The sequence below is a fragment of the Streptomyces sp. NPDC001219 genome, assembly GCF_053597915.1.
In genome coordinates, this window is sequence record NZ_JBSFJF010000029.1 from 44,244 (window position 1) to 66,915 (window position 22,672).

The following is a 22,672-nucleotide window of genomic DNA, read 5'->3' on the forward strand; positions in this document are numbered from 1 at the left end:
GACATGACGTCTTCGCAGTCGAAGAAGGACCGTGCCGCGGCCCTGCCCCAGGAGTTGCAGGAGGCGCTGCGCCGCCGCCTGGCGGGCCAGGCCCCGCCCGCAGCCAAGGCCAGGCAGCAGATCCCGCGCGCGGACCGCTCACAGCTCCTGCCGCTCTCCTTCGCCCAGCAGCAGCTGTGGTTCCTGGACCAGCTCCGGCCCGGCGACGCCCGCTACAACAGCGCGGTCGCCCTGCGGCTGACCGGCACCCTGGACCGGTCCGCGCTGTCCCGGGCGCTGGACGCCGCGCTGGAACGCCATGAGTCCCTGCGGACCACCTTCGACGCCGTCGACGGACGGCCCGTGCAGACGGTGCGGCCGGCCGGTCCCGTGCCGCTGCCGGTGCACGACCTCGGGACCGCGCCCGGCGCCCCGGCGGCGGACGCGGCGCTGGACGAGCTGCTGCTGGCGGAGTACTCCCGCCCGTTCGACCTGTGCACCGGTCCGCTGCTGCGGGCCCTGCTGATCCGGCTGGCCGACGACGCGCACGTGCTGCTGCTCACCGCGCACCACATCGTCACCGACGGCTGGTCCATGGGCGTGCTGCTGGACGAACTGTGCACGCTCTACGACGCCCTGGCCCACGGGGAGACGCCGGCGCTCGCCCCGGTGGCGACGCAGTACCCGGACTTCGCCGCCTGGCAGCGCGAGCGGCTGTCCGGCGCCCTGCTGGACGAGCAGCTCTCCTACTGGACCAAGCAGCTCGACGGGACCGTGCCGGCGGCGCTGCCGCTCGACCGTCCCCGCGGCGGGGAGGAGGCCGGTGACGGCGCGGTCCACACGTTCCGGGTCCCGGCGGCCACCGCGGCCCGGCTCCGGGAGGTGGCGGCAGCCCAGCACACCACGCTGTTCGCGGCGCTGATCGCGGCCTGCCAGGCGCTGCTCGCCCGCTGGTCGGGACAGGACGACATCGCCGTCGGCTCGCTGACCCCCGGCCGCGGACGCACCGAACTGGAGCGCGCGGTCGGCCTCTTCGTCAACACGGTGGTGCTGCGCGCCCCCGTCGACACCGCCCGCTCCTACCGCGAGCTGCTGGACGCCTCCGCCGGTGCCGTCCTCGACGCCTTCGCGCACGGCGACACCCCCTTCGAGCGGGTCGTGGAGGCCGCGGGCGCGGCCCGGGAAGCGGGCCGCAACCCGCTCTTCGACGTGATGGTCCTGCTCCACCCCGCCCCGCCGGCGGCCCCCGGACTGCGGGGGATCACGGCCGGGACCGTCACCGTGCCCCGCCGCTCGGCCACCTTCGACCTGAGCGTGGAGTTCGTCCCCGACGGGGACGGGCTGACCGGGCTGCTGGAGTACCGCACCGACCTCTTCGACGCCGGCACCGCCGCGCGGATGGCCGGGCAACTGGTGCTGCTGCTCGGGGGAGTCGCGGACGCGCCGGACCGGCCGCTGGGTGAACTGTCCCTGCTGTCGGAGCGGGACCACCGCCGGCTGACCACCGAGTGGAACGACACCGCGCTGTCCGTCCCGCCCACCACCTACCCCGCCGTCTTCGAGGCGCAGGCGGCCCGCACCCCGCACGCCACGGCACTGGTCGCCGGGGGCACCACGCTGGACTACGCCGCGCTCAACACCCACGCCAACCGGCTCGCCCACCACCTCATCGCCCGCGGCGCCGGCCCCGAACAGCTCGTCGCGCTGCGGCTGCCGCGCACCGCCGACATGGTCGTGGCGCTCCTCGCCGTGCTGAAGTCCGGCGCCGGATACCTGCCGGTCGACCCCGAACTCCCCGACGAGCGGACGCGGCTGCTGCTCGACGACGCCCGGCCGTCGCTGGTGCTCGACGAGGCGGCGCTGCGCGCGGTACCGGCCACCGCCCCCACCCACGACCCCACCGACGCCGACCGCCGCGCCCCGCTGCACCCCGGCCACACCGCCTACGTCATCTACACCTCCGGGTCCACCGGCCGCCCCAAGGGCGTGTCCGTCGAGCACCGTGCGCTGACGAACCTGCTGGCCGGCCACCGGCACGGCTTCGTCGCCGAGGCGGGCGGCGGTCCGCTGCGCACCGCCCTGACCGCGTCGTTCTCCTTCGACACCTCCCTGGAGGGCGTACTGCTGATGGCCGACGGCCACCCGCTGCACCTGGTCGACGAGGTGACCCGCCTCGACCCGGCCGCCCTGGTCGAGTACGTCGTCGAGCACCGCATCGACTTCCTCGACCTGACCCCCTCCTACTTGCGCCAGCTGCTGCCCGCCGGGCTGCTCACCGACCCGCGCCACCACCCCCGGGTGCTGATGCTCGGCGGCGAGGCCGTCGGCCCCGCGCTGTGGCGGGAACTCGCCGGGCTGGACGACGTCGCCGCGTACAACTTCTACGGGCCCACCGAGTGCACGGTCGACGCCCTGGCCTGCCGGATCGACGCCGCCGCCCGCCCGGTGGTGGGCCGCCCGCTGGCCAATGTGCGCGCCCATGTCCTCGACGACCGCCTGCGGCCGGTGCCGCCCGGCGTCGGCGGCGAGCTGTACCTGGCGGGCGACCAGCTCGCCCGCGGCTATCTGAACCGGCCCGGCCTGACCGCCGCGCGGTTCGTGGCGGACCCGTTCGGGCCGCCCGGCAGCCGGATGTACCGCACCGGCGACCTGGCCCGGTGGACCGCCGACGGACGGCTCGACTACCTGGGCCGCGCCGACGACCAGGTCAAGATCCGCGGCCACCGCATCGAGCCCGGCGAGGTCGAGGCGGCACTGCTGGACCTGCCCGGCGTCGCCGGGGCGGCCGTCGTCGCCGTCACCGACGCCCACGGCCACGCCCGTCTCGCCGCCTACGTGGTGCCCGCCGCCGGCACCGGCCGGCCGGCCGCCTCCGAACTCCGGGCGGCCCTCCGGAGCACCCTGCCCGGCCACATGATGCCCGCCGCCTTCGTCACCCTGGATGCCCTGCCGCTCAACACCAGCGGCAAGCTGGACCGCCGCGCGCTGCCCGCCCCCGACCTCGACGCGGCCCCGCGCGAGCGGGAGTTCGTGGCGCCGCGCACCCCCGCCGAACGGGAACTGGCCGGAATCTGGGCCGCGGTGCTCGGCCTCGCGCGGGTCGGCGTCACCGACAACTTCTTCGAGCTGGGCGGCGACTCGATCCTCAGCATCCAGGCCGTCTCCCGCGCCCGCGCCGCCGGACTGAGCCTGACCTCCCGGGACGTCTTCCGGCACCAGACCGTCGCGGAGCTGGCCGCCGCCGCGGACCTGCGCACCGCCCCCGCACCCGCGGCGGCGCAGCCGGAGGAGACGGGACCGGCCCCGCTCACCCCCATCCAGGAGTGGTTCTTCGCCACCCACGGACCGCTGCGGCACTTCAGCATGTCGATGCTGCTCGACCTGCCGCAGGACCTCGACGCGGACGCCCTGGAGCGGGCCCTGCACGCGGTGGCCGCCCACCACCCGGCGCTCCGCACCCGGTTCGTCCGCACCGGCGACACCTGGCGCCAGCACCCCGTCGACACCGTGCCGCCCGGCCTCCTCGCCCGGCACGACCTGTCCCGGACGGCCGGCGCCGCGCGGGACGCCGCCCGCACCGCCGCGGCCGACGCCGCCCGCGCGGACCTCGACCCCGCCGCCGGCACCCTGCTGCGCGCCGCCCTGCTGACGGCCGGGCCGGGCAGCCGCCCCCAGCTGTTCCTGACGGCCCACCACCTCGCCGTCGACAGCGTCTCCTGGCGCATCCTGCTCGCCGACCTGGAGAGCGCCTACCGCCGCGCCGCCGCGGGCGAGCCCCTCCAACCGGAGCCCGCCACCACACCGTTCACCACCTGGGCCGCCCGCCTGGCCCGGACGGTGCGGGACGGCGGACTCGACGGCGACCTGGCCCACTGGCGCGCCGAGAGCGAGACGGCGCGCACCCCGCTGCCGGTGGACCGCCCCGGCCCCGCACTCGCCGGCTCGGTCCGCACCGTGCGCACCCGGCTCGGCCGCGACACCACCGAGGCCCTGCTGCGCCGGGTCCCCGGCGTCTACCGGACCCAGGTGAACGACGTCCTGCTCAGCGCGCTGGGCCGGGTGCTCGCCGACTGGGCGGGCACCGACCGGGTGACCGTCGCCCTGGAGGGACACGGCCGGGAGGACCTCGACGGGACCGACGGCACCGAGGACGGGCCGACGGGCGCCGGTGAGGTCGATCTGTCCCGTACCGTCGGCTGGTTCACCACCCAGTACCCGGTCACCCTCACCCTCGACGGCCCGTCGCGGGAGCCGGACTGGGGCGCGACGCTCAAGGCGGTCAAGGAACGGCTGCGCGCCGTCCCCCGGCGCGGCCTCGGCTACGAGGCGCTGGCCCGCCTCGGTTCGCCTGACCCGGCCGCCCGCGCCCTGCGCGAACTGCCCCTGCCGCAGGTCTGCTTCAACTACCACGGGCAGTGGGACGGCGCGCCCGGCGGGGACTTCGCGCCCGCCGGCGACGTCCCCGGCCGCGACCTCGACGCCGACGCACCGCTCGACCACCTGCTGGACATCTCGGCCGTGGTCGCCGACGGCGACCTGGAACTGACCTGGCACTACAGCGAGCAGGTGCACGACGAGCGCACGGTACGGCAGCTGGCGGACGGCACCGTCAGCGCGCTGGCCGCGCTCGTCGCCCACTGCGCACGGCCGGAAGCGGGCGGCCGCACCCCCTCCGACTTCCCCCTCGCCCGGCTGGACCAGGCCGGGGTGGACCGTCTGGCAGGGGACGGGCGCGCCGTCGAGGACATCCTCCCGCTCACCCCGCTCCAGGAAGGCATGCTCTTCCACCGTCTGATGGGCGGTGCCGACGACGTCTACCTCGACCAGGCGTCCCTGCTGCTGGACGGCGTCGCCGACCCCCGCGCGTTCGCCCGGGCCTGGCAGCGGGTCGTGGACCGGACCCCGGCGCTGCGCACCGCGGTCGTCTGGGAGGACGTGCCGGTACCCCTGCAGATCGTGCACCGGCGGGTGAACGTGCCCACCGTCCACGTCGACTGGCGCGAACAGGACGAGGACCGGCAGGCAGCCGCACTCGCCCGGCTGCGGGACGAGGACCTCGCGCGGGGGCTGGACCTCGGCACACCGCCGCTGATGCGGCTCACCCTGATCCGGCTGCCCGGCGGCAGGCTGCGGCTGCTGTGGACCTCGCACCACCTGATCCTGGACGGCTGGAGCCTGGCGCAGGTGCTGACGGAGGTGTGCGAGGAGTACGCCGCCCTCGTCGCCGGCCAGGACCGGACAGCGCCCGTGCGCCGCCCGTTCGGCGACTATGTGCGCTGGCTGTCCGCACGGGACGGCCGCGCCGCCGAGGAGCACTGGCGCACCGTCCTCGCGGGCTTCGCCACCCCGACGCCGCTGCCCTGCGACCGCCCGGCCCGCGAGGCCCACCGGGCCCGCTCCGCGGCGGTCGTCACCGCGAGCCTGCCCGTCGGGCTGTCCCAGGAGCTGCTGCACACCGCCCGGCGCAGCGGACTGACCCTCAACACGGTGGTGCAGGGCGCCTGGGCGCTGCTGCTGGCGCGCTACAGCGGCGAGCCGGACGTGGTGTTCGGCACCACCGTGTCCGGCCGCCCGGACGCCCTGCCCGGCGTCGAGTCCATGGTCGGGATGTTCATCAACACCCTGCCCACCCGGGTACGGGCCGACGAACACCGCACCACCGCCGACTGGCTGCGGGAGCTGCAGGACGCCCAGTCCGAGTCCCGGCGCTTCGAGGCCGTCTCGCTGGCCCAGCTGACCTCGCTCAGCGACGTCCCGGCGGGCACCGCGCTGTTCGACAGCATGGTCGCCTTCGAGAACTACCCGTTCGACGACGCCCGGACCTCCGGCGCCGGCGTGCGCATCCTGGACGTCGCCTCGCGCGATGCGACCAACTTCCCGCTGGTGCTGCGCGCCCACCACAGCGACCGCCTCGGCTTCGACCTGGCACACGACCCGGACCTCTTCGACACCGGCACCGTCCGCGCGCTCGCCGACCGGCTGTGCCTGCTGCTCACGGAGATCGCCGCCGGACCGGACCGGCCGCTGCGCGAGCTGGCGTGGACCACCGCCGGGGAACGCCGGCGGATGCTGGTCGACTGGAACGGCACCGAGCACGGGCGGCCCGAGCCGACCCTGGTGGACCTGTTCGAGGAGCGGGCCGCGCGCACCCCCGACGCCACCGCGGTGACCTGCGCCGGAAGCACCCTGTCCTACGCCGAACTCGACGCACGGGCCGGGCGGCTGGCCCACCGGCTGGCCGAGAGCGGCGCCGGGCCGGAGCGCTTCGTGGCGCTCGCCCTGCCCCGTTCCCCGGACATGATCGTGGCGCTGGTGGCCGTGCTGAAGACCGGCGCCGCCTACGTCCCCGTCGACCCGGAACTCCCCGGCAGCCGCCTCGCCCATCTGCTCACCGACGCCGCCCCGGCCCTGCTGGTGACCACCACGGACGTCGCCGGACGGCTCGGGGACACCGCCTGCCCCCGGCTGCTCCTGGACGACCCCGCGGTCCGCGCCGACCTCGCCGGGCGCCCCGCCACCGGCCCGGCCCCGGCCACCCGCCCGCTGCCCGAGCACCCCGCCTACGTCATCTACACCTCGGGCTCCACCGGCCTGCCCAAGGGCGTGGTCGTCCCGCACGCCAACGTGGTGCGGCTGTTCTCCCGCACCCAGGAGTGGTTCGCCTTCGACGAGCACGACGTGTGGACGCTGTTCCACTCCTACGCCTTCGACTTCTCCGTCTGGGAGATCTGGGGCGCGCTGCTGCACGGCGGCCGGCTCGTCATCGTCCCGCACGAGGTCACCCGTTCCCCCGAGGAGTTCCTGCGCCTGCTGGCCGACGAGCGGGTCACGGTCCTCAACCAGACGCCCTCGGCGTTCTACCCCCTGATGCGCGCCGACGCCGAACACCCCGAAGTCGGGGCGCGGCTGGCCCTGCGGCGGGTGGTCTTCGGCGGGGAGGCGCTGGACCTGGGACGGCTCACCGACTGGTACGCGCGGCACCCGGAGTCCGCGCCCGTCCTGGTCAACATGTACGGCATCACCGAGACCACCGTGCACGTCTCCTACGCGCCCCTGGACCGTGCCACGGTCACCGCGGCCACCGGCAGCACCATCGGCCGCGGCATCCCCGACCTGCGGGTCCGGGTGCTCGACGGCACTCTCGCCCCGGTGCCGCCCGGCGCCGTCGGCGAGCTGTACGTGGCCGGGGAGGGCCTGGCCCGCGGCTATCTGAACCGGCCCGGCCTGACCGCCGCGCGGTTCGTGGCGGACCCGTTCGGGCCGCCCGGCAACCGGATGTACCGCACCGGCGACCGGGCCCGCTGGCGGCCCGACGGCACCCTGGAGTACCTCGGCCGGGCCGACCAGCAGGTCAAGATCCGCGGCTTCCGGATCGAACCCGGGGAGATCGAGGCCGCCCTGACCGCGCACCCGGGCGTCGCCGAGGCCGTGGTCTCGGTGCGCGAGGACACTCCCGGGGTGCGGCGGCTGGTGGCCCATGTCGTGGGCACCGGTCCGGGCACCGCGCCGTCCGCCGCCGCGCTGCGCGCCCACCTGGCGGACGCCCTGCCGGCCCACATGGTGCCCGCCGCCTATGTCGCCCTGGACGCCCTGCCGTTGACCGTCAACGGCAAGCTCGACCACCGGGCGCTGCCCGCCCCCGGCCCGGACGGCTTCGCCGCCGGCGAGGACCGCACCGCCCCGCGCACCGAGGCGGAGCGCCTCGTCGCCCGGGTGTGGGCCGAGGTCCTGGACACCGGCGAACTGGGTGTGGAGGACGGCTTCTTCGCCCTGGGCGGCGACTCGATCCTCGCCATCCGCGTCACCTCCCGGCTCCGCGCCGCCCTCGGTGCCGAGGTCTCGCCCCGGCTGCTGTTCACCCACTCCACCGTCGGAGCCCTGGCCGCCGCACTGCCGGACCCGGCCGCCGCCCGCCGGGCACCGGACGACCCGATCCCCGCGGCCGACCGCACCGCCGCCCTGCCGCTGTCGTTCCCCCAGCAGCGTCTGTGGTTCCTGGACACCTTCGAGCCGGACAGCACCGCCTACGTCACCTACTTCGTGCTGCGCCTGCGCGGCACCCTGGACTCCGCGGCCCTGCGCACCGCCCTGGACGCCCTGGTGGCCCGGCACGAACCGCTGCGCACCACCTTCGCCGAACAGGACGGCCACGCCTCCCAGCGCGTCCACGCCCCCCGGACGGTCGACCTGCCGCTGGACGACCTGTCGGACACCCCGGCGCAGGACCGCGACGGCGCGCTCGACGCGCTGCTGGCCCGCGAGGGCGCCGTCCCGTTCGACCTGGGCAACGGGCCGCTGCTGCGGACCCGGCTGATCCGGCTCGGCGACGGGGAGCACGTCCTGACGCTGGCCATGCACCACATCGTCACCGACGGCTGGTCCACCGCCGTCCTCGGCCGGGACCTGGGCGAGCTGTACGCGGCCGCCCTCCAGGACCGCCGCCCCGACCTGCCCGCACTGCCGCTCCAGTACGCCGACTACGCGGCCTGGCAGCGGGCCCGCGCGGCCGGCGCCGATGAGGCGCAACTCGTCTACTGGCGGCGGAAGCTGTCCGACGTGGCGCCGCTGGAGCTGCCCACCGACCGGCCGCGGCCCGCCGTCCGCACCGAGAACGGCGCGCTGCTGGAGTTCTCGCTGCCCGCCGCGCTGACCGACCGGCTGCGGGAGACCGGCCGCCGCGCCGACGCCACCCTCTACATGACCCTGCTCGCGGCCTGCCAGGTGCTGCTCGCCCGCTGGGCCGGCCAGGAGGACGTCGCGGTCGGCACCGTCGCCTCCGGGCGCGAACGCCCCGAACTGGAGCACCTGGTCGGGATGTTCGTGAACACCCTGACGCTGCGCAGCCGGGTGCGTGACGACCTGCCGTTCACCGCGCTGCTGTCGGAGGTGCGCACCACCGTCCTGGAGGCGTTCGCCCACCAGGACGTGCCCTTCGAGCGGCTCGTCGACGTGCTCCAGCCGGAACGGGACACCAGCCGCACCCCCCTCTTCCAGGTCATGGTGGCCCTGCACAACCTCGGCGGCGAGGCACCGCACCTGCCGGGCCTCGACGTCGAGACCGTCCAGCCGCCGGGCCGGCACGCCGCCTTCGACCTCGGCTTCGACTTCGTGGAGCGCGACGGCGGCCTCACCGGCTTCGTCGAGTACAACACCGACCTGTTCGACGCGGACACCGTCGAGCGGGCCACCGCCCGGCTGCGCCTGCTGCTGGAAGCGGTCGCGGACGACCCCGCCCGCACGGTCGGCGCGCTGCCGCTGCTGTCCGACGCCGAGCGGCGGCAGGTGCAGGAGGAGTGGCAGGGCGAGACCCTGCCCGTCCCCGACCAGACCTTCGTCGACCTGTTCGAGGCGCAGGCGGCCCGTACCCCGCACGCCACGGCACTGGTGGCCCGGGACGCCACGCTGGACTTCGCCGCCCTCAACGAGCGCGCCAACCGGCTGGCCCACCACCTCATCTCGCTCGGCGTCGGCCCGGAGCGGGTGGTCGCCGTCCAGCTGCCGCGCACCTCGGACATGCCGGTGGCGCTGCTCGCCGTCCTCAAGGCGGGCGGCACCCAGCTGTCCCTGGACCCCGAACTCCCCGCCGAACGCCTCGCGTTCCTGCTCTCGGACGCCGCGCCGTGCACCGTCCTGACGGCCGACGCGCTGCGCGACGCCCCCCTCGACCGGCAGCCCGCCCACAACCCCACCGACGCCGACCGCGTCGCGGCCCTGTGCGCCACCCACACCGCGTACATCAACTACACCTCCGGCTCCACCGGCCGCCCCAAGGGCGTCGCCGTCGAACACCGCCAGCTGGTCAACCTCTGCCACGACCACCGGGCCGGGCTCCTCGCCCCGCACACCACCGGCACCCGGCCCCTGCGCTTCGCGCTGAGCGCCGCCTTCTCCTTCGACACCTCATGGGAGGGCCCGCTGCTGCTGGCCCTGGGCCAGGAGGTCCACCTCATCGACGAGGACGTGCGCCTGGACCCGGCCGCCTTCGTCCGCCAGGTCGCCGGCAGCCGCCTGGACTGCGTCAACGTGACCCCGTCCTTCCTGCACGAGCTGATGGCCGCCGGGCTGCTCACCGGTGACCACCACCGCCCCCGGATCGTCATGGTCGGCGGTGAGGCGGTCGGCGCCCCGCTGTGGCAGGAGCTGGCGGCCACCGAGGGCCTCACCGCCTACAACGTCTACGGCCCCACCGAGTGCACCGTCGACGCGGTGTACGGCCGCGTCACCGGCGCCGGGCGTCCGGTGATCGGCCGGCCGGGCCGCAACCTGCGCGCCTATGTGCTCGACGGCGCCCTGCGGCCGGTCCCGGTCGGGGTGCCGGGCGAGCTGTACCTCGCCGGTGCCCAGGTCGCCCGCGGCTACCTGGGGCGCCCCGGGCTCACCGCGGGGCGCTTCGTCGCCGACCCGTTCGGCCCGCCCGGCACCCGGATGTACCGCACCGGCGACCGCGCGCGCCGGGACGGGCACGGGCGGCTGGAGTACCTGGGACGCACCGACGAACAGGTCAAGATCCGGGGGTTCCGGATCGAGCCCGGCGAGATCGAGGCCGCCCTGCTCACCGACCCCGCGGTGGCGGACGCCGTGGTGGTGGCCGCCGAACACGGCGGCCGGGCGCGGCTGGTGGCCTACGTGGTGCCCGCCGGGGAGCGGACACCCCCGGCCGACGAGCTGCGGGTCCGGCTGCGCCGCACCCTGCCGGACTACATGGTCCCCGCGGTGTTCGTCCCCCTGGACCGCGTTCCGCGGACCAGCAGCGGCAAGACCGACCGGCGCGCCCTGCCCGAGCCCCCCGCCGGGCCCGACACCGCGACCCGGTACGTGGCCCCGCGCACCGACACCGAGACCTGCCTCGCCGGGATCTGGGCGGAGGTGCTCGGCGTGCCCCGGGTCGGCGTCGAGGACAACTTCTTCGCCCTGGGCGGCGACTCGATCCTCAGCATCCAGATCGTGTCCCGGGCCCGCCGGGCCGGCCTCGGGCTCACCTCCAAGGACGTCTTCCGCCACCAGACGGTCGCCGAACTCGCCCTGCGCACCGCCGCGGTGACCCCGCCGCCCGCCGACGGCGCCGGGGCCCCGGACGGACCGGCCCCGCTCACCCCCATCCAGCACTGGTACCTGGGCGGCCGCCGCCCCGGGGACACCCTGCGCTTCACCATGACCAACCGCCTCGAACTGGCCCCGGGGAGCGACGAGGCGGCGCTGCGGCACGCGGTCGACGCCCTGGTGGCCCGCCACGAGGCGCTGCGCACCCGGTTCGGCCACACCGACGGCGCCTGGCGCCAGGAGGTGCTGCCGGCCGCCCCGGCGGACGTCCTCACCCGCCACGACCTGACCGGTCTCGACGCCGCCGGGCGGGAGGAGGCCGTCCAGCGGGCGACCGCGGCCGCCCAGTCCGCCTTGGACGTCACCGAGGGCCGGGTCGTCCAGGTCCTGTACTTCGACTGCGGCCCCGATGTCCCCGCCCAACTCGTCGTCACCGTCCACCACCTGGTGGTCGACGGGGTCTCCTGGCGCATCCTGCTGGGTGACCTGGAGACCGCCTACCGCGACGCCGCCGCCGGCCGGACGCCCGCCCTCGCCCCGGCGAGCAGCGGCTACGGGCACTGGGCGGCCCGCCTGGAACGGCACGCCCGGTCCGGCGCCTTCGACGGTGACGTGTCGTACTGGACCCGGGTCTGCCGGACCCCGGCGGACCTGCCCGCCGACCGGCCGGGCACCAACACCCACGGCGGCGCCGCCACCGTGACCGTCCGCCTGGGCCGCGCCGAGACCGACGCGCTGCTGCGCCAGGTCCCCGATGTCTACCGCACCCAGGTCAACGACGTCCTGCTCAGCGCCCTCGGCCGCACCCTGACCCGCTGGAGCGGCCAGGACTCCGTCCTCATCGGCGTGGAGGGCCACGGCCGCGAGGACCTCTTCGGCGACCTGGACCTCTCCCGCACCGTCGGCTGGTTCACCGCCGAGTTCCCCCTCGCCCTGTCCGTCACACCGGACGCCGACTGGCGCGACACCCTCCGGTCCGTCAAGGAGCAGCTGCGCGCCGTGCCGCTGCGGGGTCTGAGCTACGGCGCGCTGCGCCACCTGCTGCCGCAGAGCCCGCTGCCCGACGCACCGGCGCCGCGCGTCGGCTTCAACTACCACGGCCAGTGGGACATCGCCGCCGCCGCCGGACGCCCGGACGACGACGGGCTGTACCGGGCCGCCCTGCCGCCCGCCGGACAGGACACCGACCCCGACGAGACCCGCACCTACCTGCTGGATGTCACCGGCGTGGTCCAGGACGGCCGGCTCGAACTCGGCTGGTCCTACCCGCCGGAGAGGTACGACGAGTCCACCGTCCGCCGCCTCGCCGAGGACACCCTCACGGCGCTGACCGAGATCGTCGCGCACTGCGCCCGCCCCGGCACCGGCGGCCGCACCCCGTCCGACTTCCCGCTCGCCGGGCTCGACCAGCACCAGGTGGACCTGCTCGCGGGCGACGGGCGGGAGGTGGCGGACATCCATCCGCTCACCCCGCTCCAGGCCGGCATGCTCTTCCACGGGCTGGTCGACTCGGCGGGCGCCTACTTCGACCAGACGGTGCTGCGGATCGGCGGGGTCGCCGACCCGCAGGCGTTCGCCGCGGCCTGGCAGCGCGTCGCCGACCGCACCCCGGCGCTGCGCAGCAGCGTCCGCTGGCAGGGCCTGCCCCGGCCCGTGCAGGTCGTCCACCACCGGGCCGAGCTGCCGGTCACCCTGCGCGACTGGCGCACCCTGACCCCCGCCGAGCGCGACCGTGCCACCGACCGGCTGCTCGCCGCTGACCGGGCGGCCGGGATGGACGTCACCACCGCACCGCTGAGCCGCCTCGCGGTGGCCGCGCTGCCCGGTGACGAGATCCTGCTCGTGTGGTCCTCGCACCACCTGATGCTCGACGGCTGGAGCACCGGACTGCTCTTCGCGGACGTCTGCGCGCAGTACGCGGCGACGGCGGAGGGACGCGACGCCGGACCGGCGGCCCGCCGCCCGTTCCGGGACTTCCTGCAGTGGCTGGCGGAGCAGGACGAGGCGGCGGCCGAACGGCACTGGACCGAAGCCCTCGCCGGATTCACCGCCCGCACCCCGCTGCCCTACGACCGGCCGCCCGTCGAGGCGCACCGCGCCCGGTCAAACGCGCTGGTGCACCGGGAACTCACCCCCGAGGTCTCGGCCCGGCTGCGCGAGACGGCCGGGCGGAACGGCCTGACCGTCAACACGGTGGTGCAGGGCGCCTGGGCGCTGCTGCTGGCGCGCTACAGCGGCCGCCGGGACGTGGTGTTCGGCACCACGGTCTCGGGCCGCCCGGCCGAACTCCCCGGCGTGGAGTCGATGGTCGGCATGTTCATCAACACCGTGCCGACCCGGGTCCGTACCGACGGCGGCCAGGGCGTCCTGTCCTGGCTGCGCGACCTCCAGTCGCGGCAGAGCGACGCCCGGCGCTTCGACTCCGTCTCGCTCGCCCGCATCCAGGCCCTCAGTGAACTCCCGCCGGGGGAGGCGCTGTTCGACAGCATGACGGTCTTCGAGAACTACCCCTTCGACGAGGCGGCCACCACGGAGGCGGGCATCCGCATCCAGGACGTCCGCGCCGAGGACGCCACCAACTTCCCGCTGTGCCTGCGCGCCTACCTCGCCGACCGGCTCGGTTTCGACCTCGCCTACGACGGGACGCTGTTCGACCGGACGACGGTGGAGCGGGCCGCGGCCCACCTGGAGACCCTGCTCACCGCGCTCGCCGACGGCACCGCCCGCTCCCTGGACGACCTCGGCCTGCTCACCGCCGCCGACCGTGCGGTGCTGGACCGGTGGAACACCACCGCACGCCCCGCCGCGGGCGGCTCGCCGGTGGACCTGTTCGCCGACCGGGTGCGGCGCACCCCCGACGCCACGGCGCTCGCCCACGCCGACGGCACAGAGCTGACCTACCGTCAACTCGACGACTGGTCGGACCGGGTGGCCGCCCGGCTGGTGGCGGACGGGCCGGCCCCCGAGAGCCGGGTGGCGCTCCTCATGGACCGCTCGGCGGAACTCGTGGTGGCCCAGCTGGCGGTGCTCAAGGCGGGCGGCGCCTATGTGCCCGTGGACGGCCGCGCGCCCGACGAGCGCCGGCGGATGCTGCGCGAACAGGCGGGAGTGACGGCGGAACTGACCGCGGAGGCGGTGGCCGCCGCCCGTACCGGTGGCCCGGCCGGTGCGCCGGAGCTGCCGGCCGCCGACCCGGACCGGCTGGCCTACGTGATGTTCACCTCCGGATCGACCGGCGTCCCGAAGCCCGTGGGCGTGCGCCACCGCGACGTCGCGGCGCTCGCCACCGACAGCCGCTTCACCGGCCCGGCCTGCGCACGGGTGCTGCTGCACTCCCCGGTGGCCTTCGACGCCGCCACCTTCGAGGTCTGGGCGCCGCTGCTGAACGGCGGACGCGTCGTGGTGGCCCCGCCCGGCACGGTGGACGCGGCCCTGCTGCGGCGCCTGGCCACCGGGGGAGAGGTCACGGCCCTGTGGCTGACCGCCGGGCTCTTCCGGCTGCTGGCCCAGGACGCGCCCGACTGCTTCGACGGGCTGCGCCAGGTGTGGACCGGCGGCGACGTGGTCCCGGCGGCCGCCGTGCGCCGGGTGCTGGCCGCCTGCCCCGGCCTGACCGTGGTGGACGGCTACGGACCCACCGAGACCACCACCTTCGCCACCTCCTTCCCCATGACCGACGCCACGGCGGTCCCCGGCACCGTGCCCATCGGCCACCCGCTGGACGACATGCGCGTCCATGTCCTCGACGCCCGGATGCGGCCCGTACCGCCCGGCACCGCGGGCGAACTCTTCCTGGCGGGCGAGGGCGTGGCCCGCGGCTACCTCGGGCGCCCCGGCGCCACCGCGGACCGTTTCGTCGCCGACCCCTCCGGCCCGCCCGGCACCCGGATGTACCGCACCGGTGACCTGGCCCGCCGGCGCCCCGACGGCATGGTGGAGTTCCTCGGCCGCGCCGACGACCAGGTCAAGATCCGGGGCTTCCGGGTCGAGCCCGGCGAGGTGGAGGGCGCCCTCGCGGCCCACCCCGGCGTCGTGGACGTCGCGGTGGTGGCCCGCGAGGAACGCCCCGGGACGAAGCGGCTGGTCGCCTATGTGGTGGGCCGCGACGGCCTGGACACCGAGGCGCTGCGGACCCACGCCCGGCAGACGCTGCCCGACTACCTCGTCCCCGCGGTGTTCGTGCCGCTCGCCGCGCTCCCGCTCAGCACCAACGGCAAGGTGGACCGGGCGGCCCTGCCCGCACCCGCCGCCGGTACCGGCCGGCCGGCGCCGGTCGCTCCGCGCACCGAGGCCGAACGCCGCACGGCCGAGGTCTGGGCCGAGGTCCTGGGTGTGGCGGACGTCGGTGTGGAGGACGACTTCTTCGCGAGCGGCGGTGACTCGATCCTGAGCATCCGGCTGACCTCACGGCTGGCGGAGGCGTTCGGCACCGAACTCACCCCGCGAGCGGTGTTCACCCACCCGACCCCGGCCGCGCTCGCCGCCCTGCTGACGCAGGGGGAGGGGGCCGCCGTACCGCGCGCCGCCATCCTCCCGGCCCCCCGGGACACCGCGCCGCCGCTGTCCTTCGCCCAGCAACGCCTGTGGTTCCTCGACGCGTTCGCGCCCGGCAGCACCGAATACATCACCCCGCTGGCACTGCGCCTGCGCGGCCGGCTCGACACCGCCGCGCTCGGCACCGCCCTGACGGCGCTGGTGGCCCGGCACGAGTCGCTGCGCACCACCTTCGACTCCGTGGACGGCCAGGGCATCCAGGTCATCCACCCGCCCCAGGACGTGCCGCTGCCGCTGCACGACCTGTCGGCGCTGCCCGCCGGCGAGCGCACCACGCGGCTGGACGAGCTGCTGACCGAGGACCGCACCCGGCCCTTCGACCTGCGTGAGGGCCCGCTGCTGCGGGCCGGACTGATCCGGCTGGCCGACGACGACCACGTCCTGACGCTGACCCTCCATCACATCGTCACCGACGGCTGGTCGACCGCCGTCCTCACCGGCGACCTCGCCCACCTCTACCGGGCCGCGCTCGACGACACCACTCCCGCACTGCCGCCGCTGCCGGTCCAGTACGCCGATGTCGCGCACTGGCAGCGCACCGCCCACGGCACGGCCGCCGAGGAGCAACTGCGGTACTGGCAGGAGCGCCTGGCCGGTGCCGAGCCCCTGAACCTGCCCACCGACCGGCCCCGGCCGGCCGTACAGACCAGGAGCGGCGCCACGGTCCCGCTGGTCCTCGGGCCGGACACCGCCCGACGGCTGGCGGAGTTCGGCCGGGCCCGGCAGACCACCCTGTTCACCACGCTGGTCGCCGCCGCGCAGACCCTCTTCGCGCGGCTGTCCGGACAGCGCGACATCGCCGTCGGCACCGTCACCGCGGGCCGCGACCGCGCCGAGACCCAGCGCCTGATCGGCTTCTTCGTCAACACGCTGGTCCTGCGCTCGGCCGTCGACCCGGACGAGCCGTTCCCCGCGTTCCTGACCCGGGTGCGGGACACCGTCCTCGACGCCTTCGCGCACCAGGACGTGCCGTTCGAGCAGGTGGTGGACGAGGTCCAGCCGGTCCGCGACACCAGCCGCACCCCGCTCTTCCAGGCCATGGTCGTCCTCCAGAACGCACCCGGAGCGGACCTGGACCTGCCCGGTCTCCGGGTGAGCGACATCGAACCGGACACCCACCACGCCGGCTTCGACCTCACCCTGGAGTTCGCCGAAACGGGCTCCGGCGCCCTCCACGGGCTGCTCACCTACAACACCGACCTGTTCGACGCGGTGACCGCCGCGCGGATGGCCGACCAGCTCACCACGCTGCTGACCGGCATCGCCGAGGACCCGCACCGCCCCCTCGGCGCCCTGCCGCTGGCCCCGGACGGCGAACTGCGCCGCCTGCTGGCCCACGGCAGCGCCACCGGCGGCGCGGCGGCCCCGGCCACCCTGCCCGAGCTGTTCCAGCGGCAGGCGGCCCGGACACCCGACGCGGTGGCGCTCGCCGACGGCACCCGCGAGCTGACCTTCGCCGAGCTGGAGCGCGCGGCCAACCGGCTGGCCCACCACCTGATCGGCCGCGGGGTCGGTCCCGAGAGCGTGGTGGCGCTGGCGCTGCCCCGCTCGGCGGGGACGGTGGTGGCCCAGCTCGCGGTCAGCAAGGCGGGCGGCGCCTTCCTGCCCGTGGACCCGGCCTACCCGGACGGGCGGCGGGAGTTCATGGTCCGCGACTCCGCGGCCACGGTGGTCCTCGACGACCCGGCCGCCGTCTGGCGGACCGACGGCCCCGACGCCGCGCCCACCGACGCGGACCGCCGCACACCGCTGACCGAGGCGCACCCGGCCTACGTCATCTACACCTCCGGATCGACCGGCACCCCCAAGGGCGTGGTGGTCACCCACACCGGCCTCGCCGGCTTCGCCGCGGCCGCCGCCGACCGGTACGGCGTACACGAGGGCGACCGGGTCCTGCAGTTCGCCTCACCGAGCTTCGACGCCTCCGTCCTGGAGCTGTGCGTCTCGCTGCTCGCCGGAGCGACGCTGGTCGCGGGCGAGGAGGGACCGCTGCTCGGCGACCGGCTGGCCCAGGTGCTCGGCGACCGGCGGATCACCCACACCCTGATCCCGCCCGCCGCCCTGGCCACCGTGCCGCCCGAGGCCGCCGGTGCCCTGCCCGACCTGCGCACCCTGATCGTCGGCGCCGAGGCCTGCCCCGCCGACCTGGTGGCGCGCTGGGCCCCCGGCCGCCGCATGATCAACTCCTATGGCCCGACCGAGGCGACGGTGGTGTCCACCTGGACCGGCCCGCTGACTCCGGACGCCGGCGCCCCGCCCATCGGCCGCCCCGTCGACGGCACCCGGGCCTACGTCCTGGACGCCGCCCTGCGCCCCGTACCGGTCGGCGTGACCGGCGAGCTGTACGTCGCCGGACCGGGGCTCGCCCGCGGATACCTGGCACGTCCCGGGCTGACCGCCGCCCGCTTCGTCGCCGACCCGTTCGGCGCGCCGGGCGAACGGATGTACCGCACCGGCGACTTGGTGCGGTGGGGCGCCGACGGCGAGCTGCGCTACGCCGGCCGCGCCGACGACCAGGTCAAGGTGCGGGGCTTCCGCATCGAACCCGGCGAGATCGAGAGCGCGCTGCGCAGCGGCCCCCATGTGCGCGACGCGGTGGTGGCCGTACGCGCCGCGGCCGGCCACCCCCCCGCCGGCCCGGCCCGGCTGGTGGCCTACGTCGTCCCCGCCGACGGCGCCCCGGACCCGCTGCCCGTCCCGGAGCTGCGCGCTCACCTGGCCGGCCTCCTGCCGCCGCACATGGTGCCGTCGGCGTTCGTCCCGCTGGCGCGGCTGCCGCTCACCCCGAACGGCAAGACCGACCGGCAGGCCCTGCCCGACCCCGGCCCGGTCTCCGGCACCACCGGCCCGCACCTCGCGCCGCGCACCGACACCGAACGCCGGATCGCGGAGATCTGGGGCGACGTCCTGGGCCTCGACACCGTCGGAGCCGACGACAACTTCTTCGAGCTCGGCGGCGACTCGATCCTGAGCATGCAGGTGGTGTCGCGGCTGCGCCGGGACGGACTGCACCTGGCCACCAAGGACCTGTTCACCCACCAGACGGTGGCGGCCCTGGCCACCGTCGTCACCACCGGCCCGGACCGGACCGACAGCGGCCCGGTGACCGGTGACCTGCCCCTCACCCCGATCCAGCAGTGGTTCCTGACCACCCCCCGGGCCAACCACCACCACTTCAACCAGTCGGCACTGCTCGAACTCGACGGCACCCCCGACCCGGCCGCCCTCGGCCAGGCGCTGGCCGCCCTGCTGGAGCACCACGACGCGCTGCGGATGCGCTTCACCGAGGAGGACGGCCGCTGGCACCAGCACAACCCGCCGCCCACCACCCCGCACCAGCTCCTCGTCCGGCACGACCTGACCGGCCTGCCGCCCGAGGAGGCCGACACGGCCATGGAGAAGGCCGCCGACGACCTGCACACCGGCTTCGACATCGGCCACGGCCCGCTGCTGCGCACGGCACTGTTCACCGGTGACCCCGGCCGCCCCGCCTTCCTGCTCCTGGTGGCCCACCACCTGGTCGTCGACGCGGTCTCCTGGCGCATCCTGCTGGACGACCTGGAGACCGCCTACCACCAGGCCACCGCAGGGCAGACCGGCACCCTCGGCGAGCGGACCACCGCTTTCCGGGACTGGTCCAGGGGCCTGGCCGCACTCGTCGCCGACGGCGGGCTCAACCACGAACTCCCGTACTGGGAAGAGGCGGTCACCTCCGCCCCGCTGCCCGTCGACCACGACACCGACACCCCGTCCGGCACCTCCCGCACGGTGTCCGTGACCCTCGACGAGCCGGACACCGCGGCCCTGCTGCGCGCCGCCCCCACCGCCTACCGCACCCGCATCAACGACGTCCTGCTGGCCGCCCTGGCCCTCGCCCTGGCGCGCTGGACCGGTCAGGAGCGGGTCTGCATCGACCTGGAGGGACACGGCCGGGAGGACGTCCTGGACGGCGTGGACCTCTCCCGTACTGTCGGCTGGTTCACCACCGTCTACCCGGTCGGCCTCCAGGTGCCGGACGCCGCGGAACCCGGTTCCTCCCGGGACTGGCGGGCCCTGGTCAAGTCGGTCCGGCGCCAGCTGCGCACCGTCCCCGGCAACGGCCTCGGCTTCGGTGCCCTGCGCACCCACGGCCCCGACGAGGTGCGCGAACGCCTGGACCGCACCGGCCGCGGGCAGATCGTGTTCAACTACCTGGGCCAGTGGGACGCGCGGCCCGACGGCTCCGCCGGTGCCCTGGTCCGTGCCGAGCACGGTTCCTTCGGCCAGGACCACGACCCCCGCGACGGCGGCTCCCACCTGCTGGAGGCCGTCGGCGCGGTCCAGGACGGCCGGCTCGCCTTCACCTGGCACTACCGCCCCGACGTCCACGAGGAGACGACCGTACGGGCGGTGGCCGAGGACTTCGCCGAGGCACTCCGCCACATCGCCCGGCACGCCAGGGACAGCGCATGAGGGGCCACCCGTCCGGGCGTTGCCCCCCGCATCGCGCCGTGCGGGGGCGGGCGGCGTTCTTCCGAAAACCGCCCCCGCACGGCCCGGTCGCGGCAGCCTTGGGGGAGACCGAACTCCCGCACCACACAAGGCGACCGCACACCAAGACCACACACCCCACGACCACACACCACGACCACCACCAACACCGCACACCGTGACCACCGGTACCGGCACCGGCCCCCGCGGCCGCCCGCCGCACCCACCCACCAGACCCGCCCGATGAACAAGTCAACCCACGATGGGAGAGCGTGACATGGACGAGAACGCCCGCTACCAGGTGCTGCGCAACGACGAGGAGCAGTACTCGCTGTGGCTGGCCGACCTGGAGGTCCCCGACGGCTGGCACGCCGTGGGCAAGGAGGGAACCCAGGACGAGTGCTCCGCCTACGTCGACGAGGTGTGGACCGACATGCGCCCCCGCAGCCTGCGCGAGCGCATGGAACACGCCGGCTCCTGACCTGAACCACCCCGCAGGGCGCGGCCGACCGCCGCGCCCTGCCCCTTCCCACAACACCCGGCGGTGTGGGCCGCGGCCACGGCCCGCACGGCGTGGCCCCACGACACCACCGGGTGCGGAGACTCCCCCTGCACGTCACCAGCCCCACCCGCACGTCACCTGAGCGCGCCCCACACCGCGCCACAGCACCGGGCCGTACCCGACACCGCCCGGACCTCCTCGCGCGGCCGCGCCTCTCATGGCTGTCACGCCGTCATGCCGCCGCAGAACCCCCGCCGCCGCCCGCCGGATTCACCGTCCGGACGGCCGCCGCCGCCTCCCTCACCAAACAAAAAATAACAAACAGCGTACGCCTCAATTACCGGTCATATCGGATGTGGCGCCAGGTGATGACGATAGGCGATTATTACGCTATACCAGTCATGTGCACCGGGCAGACCGGATGTCCGAAAGCGAAGTCCGGGACTTTTACGGGGTGGGGGAACTGTGATCGCGGGGGAATTTCTCAGCAGCCGGTCCATGCCGTGTCCCCATTCCGCACGGCCGCGGAGCCGTCCACCGCTCCGCACCGCCGGCGGCCCGCCGCGCCCGACGGCCTGAGCGCACCACAACTCCGGCCGCACGCGCCCACGTTCACACAGGAACGAACACCCTCGCGCACACCTCACGCACGCCCGCATACGGCCGCGTACCCACGCGCGGACTGCGCACATTCCGCAATCGCCAAAGCGCCTGCCGCCTATCGGCGCCGCTGCTCGCCCCACCGAGATCATTTGGCTTTCCTCATGAGAAGGGACCACGGAAATGACCCCGATCTTGCGCACCGACCGACTGATCCTTTCGCCCTACCGGCCCGAGGACGAGGACGCCTTCGTGTCCCTCCTCGGCGATGAAGGGGTCTGCCGCTGGATGGGCCAGGAGCGAGCACCCGAAGAAGAGATCCGGGCGATATTCCAGTCGATCCTCAACGAGGTCTACACCAAGAACCTGTTCGACATCTGGGCCGTCTGGGCCGACGGCGTCTTCGTGGGCCACGCGGAGCTCAAGAAAACCGGCAACGTCGACGGCTACGAGGTGATCGCCGCCCTGGTCGAGGAGAGCCGCGGAAAGGGCGTGGGCAACGAGCTGATACGCGGCCTGCTCCACTACGCCGCTGACACGCTCCAGCTCACCGAGGTCTACGGAATGGTGGGCGCCGAAAACGCCGCCAGCCTGGCCCTGGGCAAAAAACTTGGCTTCGCCCACGTCCGCGACGTCGTCGCAGAGGACGGCACGGTAACAAAAATGCTGGTCATGCCCACCGGCAAGGCCCGCTCCCCGGGCGCGACACCGGCGCCCGTCTCGTCTCCACGCTGAGTGGGCCCCTTCACCGCTGCTCTTGGTGAAGGGGCGCCGGCCGCCGCTGAACCTCACCGCGGCGGCCGGCCTTCCCACAGTGCTTTGCAAGGGGGCTCAGCGCTGCGGGGGTTCAGGGCGGCGCAACCGTCTCGGGTCGCCAGGGGAATGGACACCGGCGGGTCGTGCGTGCACGCGCGCTACGCCGTCCGGGAGCGGGGGCCCGGCCGACTTGGGGTCGCAGGCGCCGCAGCAGCTGACTGCCCTTGCAGGCCCGTCGCGGTGTCGACCTCCACGACACGGAGAACGAGAGCAGAACCGCAGGCGCATCGGCTATCCACGATCGCCCCCGATGCTGCCGACCACGATCACGCACACGATTGCGGAGACGCTCATCCAGTACATGAGGGTGCGTCGCCGGCGGAGCGTCACGGGGCTGTCGCCGCAGTGTGCATGGCCAGCAGGTACTGGCAGTCGCGGGCGATGATGCCGACCTGCGAATGGGCTGCGAGGATGTCGGGGCGGAGCGACTGCCCCGCGCGTTCCGCGATCCCGGCCAGCCGGGCGGCCACCTGGTGCGCAAGGGTGCTGTCGGGCGGCAACTGGGCCTCATGCTCACGCACCAGAGGGAGTAGGAGCGCGACGTGGCCCCGCAGATCCTCCTGCGTGGCGGTGAGTTCGTGCAGCTCGGGCCGGGCGGCACCGAGGCGTAGAGCCCGACGGATCGTCGCGCTGATGGTCTCTGTGTCCACCGCCTGCGCATCAAGAGTTGCTGGTGGATTGTCCTGCGAGACTGGTTGCACAACGAACCCC

The 22,672-nt window shown here is 75.0% G+C and carries 4 protein-coding genes; 3 read left to right on the forward strand and 1 reads right to left on the reverse strand.

Annotated elements, in window-relative coordinates; translation table 11 throughout:
- Positions 1-3 precede the first annotated feature (3 nt).
- From ACWC9R_RS20050 to ACWC9R_RS20060, 3 genes are all read left to right on the forward strand, one after another.
- Positions 4-20,025 carry a non-ribosomal peptide synthase/polyketide synthase gene (locus ACWC9R_RS20050; protein ID WP_450733252.1) on the forward strand — a complete coding sequence of 6,674 codons (20,022 nt, stop codon included), beginning with the start codon at positions 4-6 and terminating at the stop codon, positions 20,023-20,025.
- 295 nt (positions 20,026-20,320) lie between these two features.
- The gene (locus ACWC9R_RS20055; protein WP_362607067.1) at positions 20,321-20,524 is read left to right on the forward strand and encodes an MbtH family protein; all 204 of its coding nucleotides are present in this window, start codon (positions 20,321-20,323) and stop codon (positions 20,522-20,524) included.
- A gap of 804 nt (positions 20,525-21,328) precedes the next feature.
- Positions 21,329-21,880 carry a GNAT family N-acetyltransferase gene (locus ACWC9R_RS20060; protein WP_450733254.1) on the forward strand — a complete coding sequence of 184 codons (552 nt, stop codon included), beginning with the start codon at positions 21,329-21,331 and terminating at the stop codon, positions 21,878-21,880.
- 407 nt (positions 21,881-22,287) lie between these two features.
- Here ACWC9R_RS20060 and ACWC9R_RS20065 read toward each other — a convergent pair whose 3' ends face one another.
- The gene (locus tag ACWC9R_RS20065) at positions 22,288-22,611 is read right to left on the reverse strand and encodes a DUF6415 family natural product biosynthesis protein (protein WP_450733256.1); all 324 of its coding nucleotides are present in this window, start codon (positions 22,609-22,611) and stop codon (positions 22,288-22,290) included.
- Positions 22,612-22,672 lie beyond the last annotated feature (61 nt).

Coding starts and splice junctions, on each gene's coding strand:
- ACWC9R_RS20050 (WP_450733252.1), top strand. CDS start 4: ATGACGTCTTCGCAGTCGAAGAAGGACCGTGCCGCGGCCCTGCCCCAG.
- ACWC9R_RS20055 (WP_362607067.1), top strand. CDS start 20,321: ATGGACGAGAACGCCCGCTACCAGGTGCTGCGCAACGACGAGGAGCAG.
- ACWC9R_RS20060 (WP_450733254.1), top strand. CDS start 21,329: ATGACCCCGATCTTGCGCACCGACCGACTGATCCTTTCGCCCTACCGG.